This window comes from Kitasatospora sp. NPDC007106, assembly GCF_040634455.1.
GTDB classification, from domain to species: Bacteria; Actinomycetota; Actinomycetes; order Streptomycetales; family Streptomycetaceae; genus Kitasatospora; species Kitasatospora arboriphila.
On sequence record NZ_JBEYFP010000246.1, the window covers coordinates 1 to 8085 of the forward strand.

6 protein-coding genes and 1 tRNA gene are annotated in these 8085 nt (G+C 72.6%); 1 reads left to right on the plus strand and 6 read right to left on the minus strand.

Going from position 1 to position 8085, the window contains the following annotated elements:
- Nucleotides 1–669 precede the first annotated feature (669 nt).
- From ABZ641_RS19540 to ABZ641_RS19555, 4 genes are all read right to left on the minus strand, one after another.
- Nucleotides 670–2133 (minus strand): GH1 family beta-glucosidase, encoded by a 1464-nt coding sequence (locus ABZ641_RS19540; protein WP_344627649.1) that lies wholly within the window; start codon nt 2131–2133, stop codon nt 670–672.
- A 46-nt stretch (nt 2134–2179) separates the two neighbouring features.
- Nucleotides 2180–3058, minus strand: a complete 879-nt coding sequence (locus ABZ641_RS19545) for a carbohydrate ABC transporter permease (RefSeq protein ID WP_030275809.1) — start codon at nt 3056–3058, stop codon at nt 2180–2182.
- Nucleotides 3059–3061: 3 nt separating this feature from the next.
- Nucleotides 3062–4069 (minus strand): sugar ABC transporter permease, encoded by a 1008-nt coding sequence (locus tag ABZ641_RS19550; RefSeq protein ID WP_359983350.1) that lies wholly within the window; start codon nt 4067–4069, stop codon nt 3062–3064.
- Nucleotides 4070–4174: 105 nt separating this feature from the next.
- Nucleotides 4175–5503: an ABC transporter substrate-binding protein gene (locus tag ABZ641_RS19555; RefSeq protein ID WP_344627651.1), complete on the minus strand. Its 1329-nt coding sequence runs from the start codon at nt 5501–5503 to the stop codon at nt 4175–4177.
- 559 nt (nt 5504–6062) lie between these two features.
- Between ABZ641_RS19555 and ABZ641_RS19560 the strand changes: the two genes are divergently transcribed.
- Nucleotides 6063–7133, plus strand: a complete 1071-nt coding sequence (locus ABZ641_RS19560) for a LacI family DNA-binding transcriptional regulator (protein ID WP_344627652.1) — start codon at nt 6063–6065, stop codon at nt 7131–7133.
- A gap of 124 nt (nt 7134–7257) precedes the next feature.
- On the opposite strand, the gene ABZ641_RS19565 is transcribed toward ABZ641_RS19560, so the two are convergent.
- Nucleotides 7258–7713 carry a DUF4442 domain-containing protein gene (locus ABZ641_RS19565; RefSeq protein ID WP_344627653.1) on the minus strand — a complete coding sequence of 152 codons (456 nt, stop codon included), beginning with the start codon at nt 7711–7713 and terminating at the stop codon, nt 7258–7260.
- A 132-nt stretch (nt 7714–7845) separates the two neighbouring features.
- Nucleotides 7846–7921: transfer RNA gene (locus ABZ641_RS19570), tRNA-His, on the minus strand.
- Nucleotides 7922–8085: the final 164 nt, after the last annotated feature.

The following is an 8085-nucleotide window of genomic DNA, read 5'->3' on the forward strand; positions in this document are numbered from 1 at the left end:
CCAACACTCTTTCCCTCCACGCCGCTCTGCCGATCTCCCGCGGGCGGCGCCGGCGGCCGCCGGTCGCAGTGCCGGTGCGGGCTCCGCGGCCGGCCGGGGGGCCGGGACCGCACCCTCGGCGTGGGAGGACCCGGCGGGTGCGGGCGGCGCGGACGGGTCGGCGGGGCCGGGGGCGGCGGAGGCGTCCGGGGCCGCGGCGGGGGCGGAAACGGCACCGCCGTCCCCCCGGGGAGACGGGGGGACGGCGGGGAGCAGAACGGCGGCGATGGCGAAGGCGTCGGGCACGGTGGCGGCCTGTCCCGGTAGTGGCAGGCCGTCCACCCTGATCCGGTCCCGGAGCACCTCCTCGACCGGCCCGGTCTGCTGCTCGACGGCGGGGACGGCGTCCCCGCCGAGGCGGTGGAGGAGAGCCGGGGCGCCGACCTGGTCGATCAGGCCGGGCCCCGGCCCTTCGGCGGCTGCGGCGTCGCAGATCCCCAGCCCAAACCCCCACAGCTGGGCGAGGATCGCGCCGCCGGCCGCCAGCTTTCCGGCCCGTCGGCGGACGTCCCGGTGGGGAGGTCCGCCGCGGGGGCGGTCGGGCCGCGGTGGTGCCGCGTGACGGTGTCGCACGTGAGAGGAGAACGAGCGAACCCGGTCGGAGTCACGCGGCGTGGTGACGCACCGTCATCACGCGGACGGGACGCCGTGGTCCAGGCGGCCGGTGCGGATCGCCTCGGAGTACCAGCGGGCGCTGGTCTTGGGCGTGCGCACCAGGGTGTCGTAGTCGACGTGGACGATGCCGAAGCGCTTCTCGTAGCCGTACGCCCACTCGAAGTTGTCCATGAGCGACCACAGGAAGTAGCCGCGGACGTCGGCGCCGGCGGCGATCGCGTCGGAGACGGCGGCGAGGTGGCCCCGGACGTAGGCGGCCCGCTCGGGGTCGTGGACGCTGCCGTCGGCGGAGACCTCGTCCTCGAAGGCGGCGCCGTTCTCGGTGACCATCAGCGGCAGGCCGAACTCGCGGTGCAGCGCGATCAGCGAGTCGGACAGCCCGGTCGGGTCGATCGGCCAGTTCATCGCGGTGACCTCGCCGGGCGCGAGGTGGAAGGCGACGTCGTCGGCGCCCGGCCAGGGCGAGGAGGAGCTCTCGCCGTGCCCGTCGTGGCGCGGCAGGTTCTTGGCGTTCTCGACCGAGGAGACCAGCGTCGGGTTGTAGTAGTTGAGGCCGAGCAGGTCGAGCGGCCGGGAGATCTCGGCGAGGTCGCCGGGCTGCACCAGGGCGTCCCAGTCGACGAGGTGGGCGGTGTCGGCGAGCAGGTCCTCGTCGTAGCGGCCCTTGAACATCGGGCTTGTCCAGATCCGGTTGCCGACCGCCTCGATCCGGCGGGCCGCCTCCAGGTCGCCTGGGTGCGGGCTGTGCGGCCGCACCGCGTGCAGGTTGAGCGAGACGGCCAGCTGGGCGGAGGCGGGCAGCGCGGCGCGCAGGGCGCCGACGGCGAGGCCGTGGCCGAGGTTGAGGTGGTGGGCGGCGCGCAGCGAGTCGCCCGGGTCGGTGCGGCCGGGGGCGTGCACGCCGGAGGCGTAGCCGAGGAAGGCGCTGCACCAGGGCTCGTTGAGGGTGGTCCAGATGCCGATCCGGTCGCCGAGGGCCTCGGCGGCGATGCCGGCGTACTCGGCGAAGCGGTACGCGGTCTCCCGGTTCGGCCAGCCGCCGGCGTCCTCCAGCTCCTGCGGGAGGTCCCAGTGGTAGAGGGTGGCGACCGGGGTGATGCCGTGGGCGAGCAGCTCGTCGGCCAGGGCCCGGTAGAAGTCGAGCCCGCGCTCGACGGCGGGGCCGCGGCCGGTGGGCTGGATGCGCGGCCAGGAGAGCGAGAACCGGTAGGCGGTGAGTCCGAGGTCGGCCATCATCCGGACGTCCTCGCGGAAGCGGTGGTAGTGGTCGACCGCGGTGTCGCCGGTGTCGCCGTTGGCGACCTTGCCCGGGGTGTGGCTGAAGGTGTCCCAGATCGAGGGGGTGCGGCCGTCCTCGGCTGCGGCGCCCTCGATCTGGTAGGCGGCGGTGGCCGCACCCCAGGCGAAGCCCGGCGGGAAGGCGCCGGCTCGGTCCTCGGCCGCGAGGTCGGCCGGGGTGTGCGGATCGGTGACGGTCATACGGGAGCGCTCCCATAGTCAGGTGTGGGACGGGATGGACGGCGGGTCAGCTCTTCACCGCGCCGGCCGTGATGCCGCCGACGATGTGCTTGCCCAGGACGGCGAAGATCAGCAGCAGGGGCAGGGTCCCCACCAGTGCGCCGGTCATGATCACCGCCTGGTTGATGTCGTGGCCGCTGCCGCCGCCGATGGAGGACAGCGCGACCTGGACGGTCGGGTTCTGCTGGGTGAGCACCACGAACGGCCAGAAGAAGTCGTTCCAGGACTGCACGAACACCAGCATGCCCAGCACGGCCATCGCGGGACGCGCGATCGGCAGCACGACGTGCCAGATGATCCGCAGACTGTGCGCGCCGTCCACCCGGGCGGCCTCGATCAGCTCCAGCGGGAGCGCCTCCAGCAGGAACTGCCGCATGAAGAAGACGCCGAACGCGGCCACCAGCGAGGGCAGGATCACGGCCTTGAGCTGGTTGCCCCAGTTCAGGTCGGTGATGATCCGGTACAGCGGGATCACGCTGAGCTGCGGCGGGATGGTCATGGTGGCGACGACCAGGGTCAGCAGCGCGTTGCGGCCGCGGAACTGCAGCTTGGCGAAGGCGAAGCCGGCGAGGGTGGAGAACAGCACCGTGGAGAGCGAGACGCAGCCCGCGACGACGGTGGAGTTCAGCAGCGCCTTGCCCATGTCCGCCTGGTTCCAGGCGGTGGTGATGTTGGTCCAGAGCTCGCCGCTGGGCAGCATCGGCGGCGGCGACTGGGCCACCCGCTCGCCGGTGTTGCTGGCGGCGACGAACGTCCAGTACAGCGGGAAGAGCGAGACCACGGCGGCGATCGCGAGGACCGCGTACGTCAGCGGGCCGGCCTTGTCCTGGTCGCCGGCGCCGGGGCGCAGCCGCCGGCGCAGCGGGGCGGTGGAGATGACGGCCATGGTTCAGCCTCCCAGCTTGGTGCGGTTGCGGCGGGCGATCAGGGTCTGGACCGCACCGATCAGCAGCAGGATCAGCAGCATCGTCCAGGCCACCGCCGAGGCCCGGCCCAGCTGACGGCTGGGCCAGCCCAGCTCGTACATGTAGAGGCCGAGGGTCTGGTACTGGTGGGCGGAGCCGCCGCTGACGCCGACACCGCCGCCGAAGAGCAGCGGCTCACCGAAGAGCTGGGTGGCGCCGATCGTCGACACGATGATCGTGAACAGGATGGTGGGGCGGATCGAGGGGATGGTCACCTTGGTGAACTGCTGCCAGCGCGAGGCGCCGTCCAGGCTCGCGGCCTCGTAGAGGTCCTTCGGCACGGCCTGCATGGCGGCCAGGTAGATCAGCGCGTTGTAGCCCGTCCACCGCCAGGTGACGATGGTGGCGATGGCGATCTGGGACGGCCAGCTCTCCGAGTACCAGTCGGTGCGGTCGATGCCCACCATGGAGAGCAGCCAGTTGATCATCCCGTAGTCCGGGTTGAACAGCTGGACGAAGACCAGGGTCGCCGCGGCGATCGAGGTCGCGTACGGGGCCAGGACCGCCACCCGCAGGAAGCCGCGGCCGCGCATCCGGTAGTTCAGCAGGTGCGCCAGGCCCAGGGCCATCAGCAGCTGCGGGACGGTGGAGAGCACCCCGATGGTGAAGGTGTTCCGCAGGGCCGTCCAGAACTGGTCGGTCTCCCAGAGCCGGGTGTAGTTGTCGATGCCGCGCCAGTCCATGACGTCCTGGTTGAGCAGGTCGACGCGGTGCAGCGAGAGCCAGCCCGTCCAGATCAGCGGGAACAGGCCGAACGCGGCGAAGCAGAGGAAGAACGGCGCGATGTACGCGTACGGCGACGCCTTGAGGTCGAGGCGGTAGAGGCGCGAGCGCCAGGCGGAGCGCTGCGGGGCGGCCGGGGTGCGGGGGCCGCCGGGTGCGGTGGTCGGCGCCGAGCCGTCCTCGGCCGCGGCTCGGATGGAGGTGGCCACTGGGTAGGTCCTTCCCGGGAGTGGCTGTCGGCTGTGGTGCGGGTGCCCGGCCGGGCGCGGGGCCCGGCCGGGCGGGCGGACCGGCGGGTCGCCGGTCCGGGTGGGTCAGCCGTTCACCTTGTCGTCGACCAGCTTCACGACGTTCGTCCAGGCCTTGGCCGGGTCGGTGCCGTGCTCCTCGATGTCGAGGATGCCGTTGTCGGTGATGATCGTCTTGACGGTGCCGTCCTGCTCGCCGATCGGGGCGGGCTGGATGCTCTTCGCGGTGGAGGCGAAGATCTGGCCGGTCGGGGTGTCGCCGAAGTAGTCGAGCTTGGCGCTCTGGACGGCGGGCAGCTCCAGGCCGGCCGTGGTCGAGGGCAGGTTGCCGACCTTGGTGAAGACCTTGGCCTGCTGCTCCGGCGCGGTCAGCCAGGCGGCGAGCGCCGCGGCCTCCTTCTGGTGCTTGCCGGCCTTCGGGACGGTCAGGAAGGCGCCGCCCCAGTTGGAGGCGACCGGCGGGGCGGCGATGTCCCACTTGCCCTTGCCGGAGTCGCCGGAGTACTTGCTGATGATGCCGGTCATCCAGGACGGGCAGACCACGGTGGCGAACTTGGCGTTGGCGAACGCGGAGTTCCAGTTGTCCTGGAACTGGCGCAGACCGGCGCTGATCTTCGCCTGCGAGGCGCTGACGGCCACGTTCCAGGCCTTCTTGACGCCGGCGCTGTCCTTGTAGACGAGCTTGCCGGAGTCGTCCGAGTACTGCTGGGTCTCGGCCGAGAGCGCGGCGTTGAACAGGCCGCTCGCCGAGTCGGTGAAGAAGGTGCCGGCCGGGGCCTTGGCCTGGTACTGCTTGCCGGCGTCGACGAACTTCGACCAGTCGCCCGCCCACAGCTTGGCGACCTCGGTGCGGTCGGTCGGCAGGCCGGCCTGCTGGAAGAGGTCCTTGCGGTAGCAGACGGCCATCGGGCCGATGTCGGTGCCGAGGCCGATCAGCGAGCCCTTGGCGGTGGTGGCCTGCTTCGACTTCCACGGCAGCCAGGCGCCCGCGTTGACGCCGTCGGTCTTGGAGAGGTCGGTGAACTTGTCGCCGAGGGTGCCGGTGGCCTGTGCGATGTAGCCGACCTCGACGGCCTGGATGTCGGAGAGGCCGCTGCCCGAGGCGAGGTGCGTGGTCAGGGCGTCCCAGTACTTCTGGCCGTCCTGGGTGGTGTCCGCCTTGATGGTGACGTTCGGGTGGGCGGCCATGTACTCGTCGTAGAGGCCGGCCTCCTTGTAACCGAAGGTGCCGAAGTCGCCGACGGTCAGGGTGATCTTCTCGCCCGCGGCCGACGATGCGCCGTCCGACCCGCCCTTGTCGCCGCTGCTGCTGCACGCGGTGAGCAGCAGGGCGGAGGAGGCGATGACGGCGGTGGCCAGGACGGCCGCTCTGCGGGGGCGGGAAGTGCTGCGCATGGCGTTCTCCTTGTTCCGGGTGGGGCATCGGGTGGTGCTGCGCGGTGGGTGGTGCGGTGCGGCTTCGGAAGGTGGTGCGGTGCTGCTGCCGGGGTGTTGCCCGGGTGTTTCGGGTGTCCCGGGCGTTGCCGGGGCGTGCGGGCCGGTCGCGGCCGTGCCGACCGTGGGAGACCGGTGCCGGTGGTCCGCCGGACGTGCCCGTCGGACCGCGGTGGGGGCGCTGTTGCCGGGGGCGATTCGCCACTAGAGTGTGGGAGCGCTCCCACAGCGCATGCCGGAAGGTTCCTTCGTCGCGGGGTCGGGTGTCAAGGGCTGACGTCGTATCCGTTGCCGGAGCGTGTCCTGGGAGTCGCGAAACGGTGTCCTGGCGACACCGGTCTCCGGCCCGCGCGGACTTCCGCGTACGGTCGGGCACGGGGCCCAGCCGGCCGGTCGGACCGGGCGGCGGGCCCGGTCGGGGGGAGCGCGGTCGTTCCGCGGGTTCCCCGGCGGCCGAAACCGGCCACAATGAGCAGCAATCGGCCCGCAAGGCGCCATGAGGACTTCCAAGAGGTGAGCGATGAGCCAGACCGCACAGCCCCCCGCAGGGCCCGTGGGCGGCGCCGGGGCGGGCGGCAGGAGCTCCGCGCGCCCCACGCTGGAGGAGGTGGCCGCGCTGGCCGGGGTCGGGCGCGGCACGGTGTCCCGGGTGATCAACGGCTCGCCCCGGGTGAGCGACAAGGCCCGCGAGGCCGTCCAGGCCGCCATCGCCGAACTCGGCTACGTGCCCAACCGGGCCGCCCGCACCCTGGTCACCTCGCGCACCGACTCGGTCGCCCTGGTGGTGCCCGAGGCGGAGACCCGGCTCTTCTCCGAGCCCTACTTCTCCGACATCATCAGCGGCGTCTCGGCGGAGCTCGCCGAGACCGACATGCAGCTGCTGCTGATCCTGGTCCGCAACCAGCGCGAACGGGAACGACTTTCGGCCTATCTGACCGCACAGCGGGTGGACGGCGTACTCCTCGTCTCCGTGCATCAGGACGACCCGCTGCCGAGCCTCCTGGAGAGCCTGGAGATCCCCTCCGTGCTGGCCGGCCGCCGCGGCGACCTGGAGCCGCTGAGCTACGTGCACGCCGACAACGCGGGCGGCGCCCGGATGGCCGTCCGGCACCTGCTGCGCCGCGGCTGCCGCGAGGTGGCGACCATCACCGGCCCGCTGGACATGGAGGTCGCCCAGGCCCGCCTCGGCGGCTACCGCCGGGCCCTGGAGCAGGCCGGCCGGCCCTACGACGAGGAACTCGTCGGGCTCGCCGACTTCACCGAGGAGGGCGGCCGGCTGGCGATGCGTGAGCTGCTGGAGCGTCGGCCCGACCTGGACGGCGTCTTCTGCGCCTCCGACCTGATGGCCGCGGGCGCGATGCAGGTGCTGCGCGCGGCGGGCCGCCGGGTGCCCGACCAGGTCGCGGTGATCGGCTTCGACGACTCGATCGTGGCCCGGCACACCGACCCGCCGATGACCAGCGTCCGGCAGCCGATCGAGGAGATGGGGCGGACGATGGCCCGCCTGCTGCTCGACGAGATCGCCGAACGGGGCCGCGCACGGCGGCAGGTGGTGCTCGCCACCGAGCTGGTGGTGCGGGACTCCGCCTGAGCCCGGCGCGGACCGCGCTCGGCAACGGCACCGGCCGCCCGGCCTGCCGTCCGGACCCTTCAGGGGCTCGGGGCGGGCCGGGCGGCCGGTGCTGCCCGGCCGTCACGGCCGGGCTGCCGGGGGCTCAGCCGTTGGGGCGGAGCGTCCAGGTGATGGTCATCACGCCGGTCACGGCGCCGTCGGCGCGGGTGATCTCCACGGTGACCGGGAACTCGGGCCGCTCGCCCTTGTCCAGCTCCGCGACGACCTCCTCGGCCGTGCGGCCGAGGGTGGCGGTGGCGGTCACCTCGCCCATGGCGAGCTTCTTGTAGGCGATCTCGGCCTTCACCGCGAGCGGCACGGCCCGCGACAGCTGGTCGGAGAACGCGGCCAGCACGATGCAGCCGCTCGCCGACTCGGCCAGCGTGAACATGGCGCCCGCGTGCGGGCCGGCCACGTGGTTGTGGAACTCCGGCTGGTCTGGCAGCCGGAGCACGGCCCGCTCGGGGCTCGTCTCCAGGTACTCCAGCTTGAGCGTGCGGGCCATGGGGACGGTGGAGTCGAGCAGCTGCCCGATCGAGGGTGTGGTCATGGCCGTCATGTTACTTGTCGGTAGCTTCGCGGGGGAGGGGTGTCCCGCCCCGCCCGCGCAGGCCGGGCCCGCGCCGCGCTGCCCCGCACGCGGAAACGCCGAAGGGCCCGATCTCGTGAAGAGATCGGGCCCTCCGGCTCTTGGGGTGAGTGACGGGACTCGAACCCGCGGCCACCTGGACCACAACCAGGTGCTCTACCAACTGAGCTACACCCACCATCATTCGGGGCGTTCCCGCTCCGACAGGAAGAACTCTACAGGATCCGAGAGGGTGCTCGCGCCAGGGTTTCGAACCGGGCCCCGCGCTGATGCTCTGGTGGGAGCCGGTGCGCGGCGGGCCGCCGGCCGGACCCGCCCCCGGGTGCGGCGGCACGGCACCCG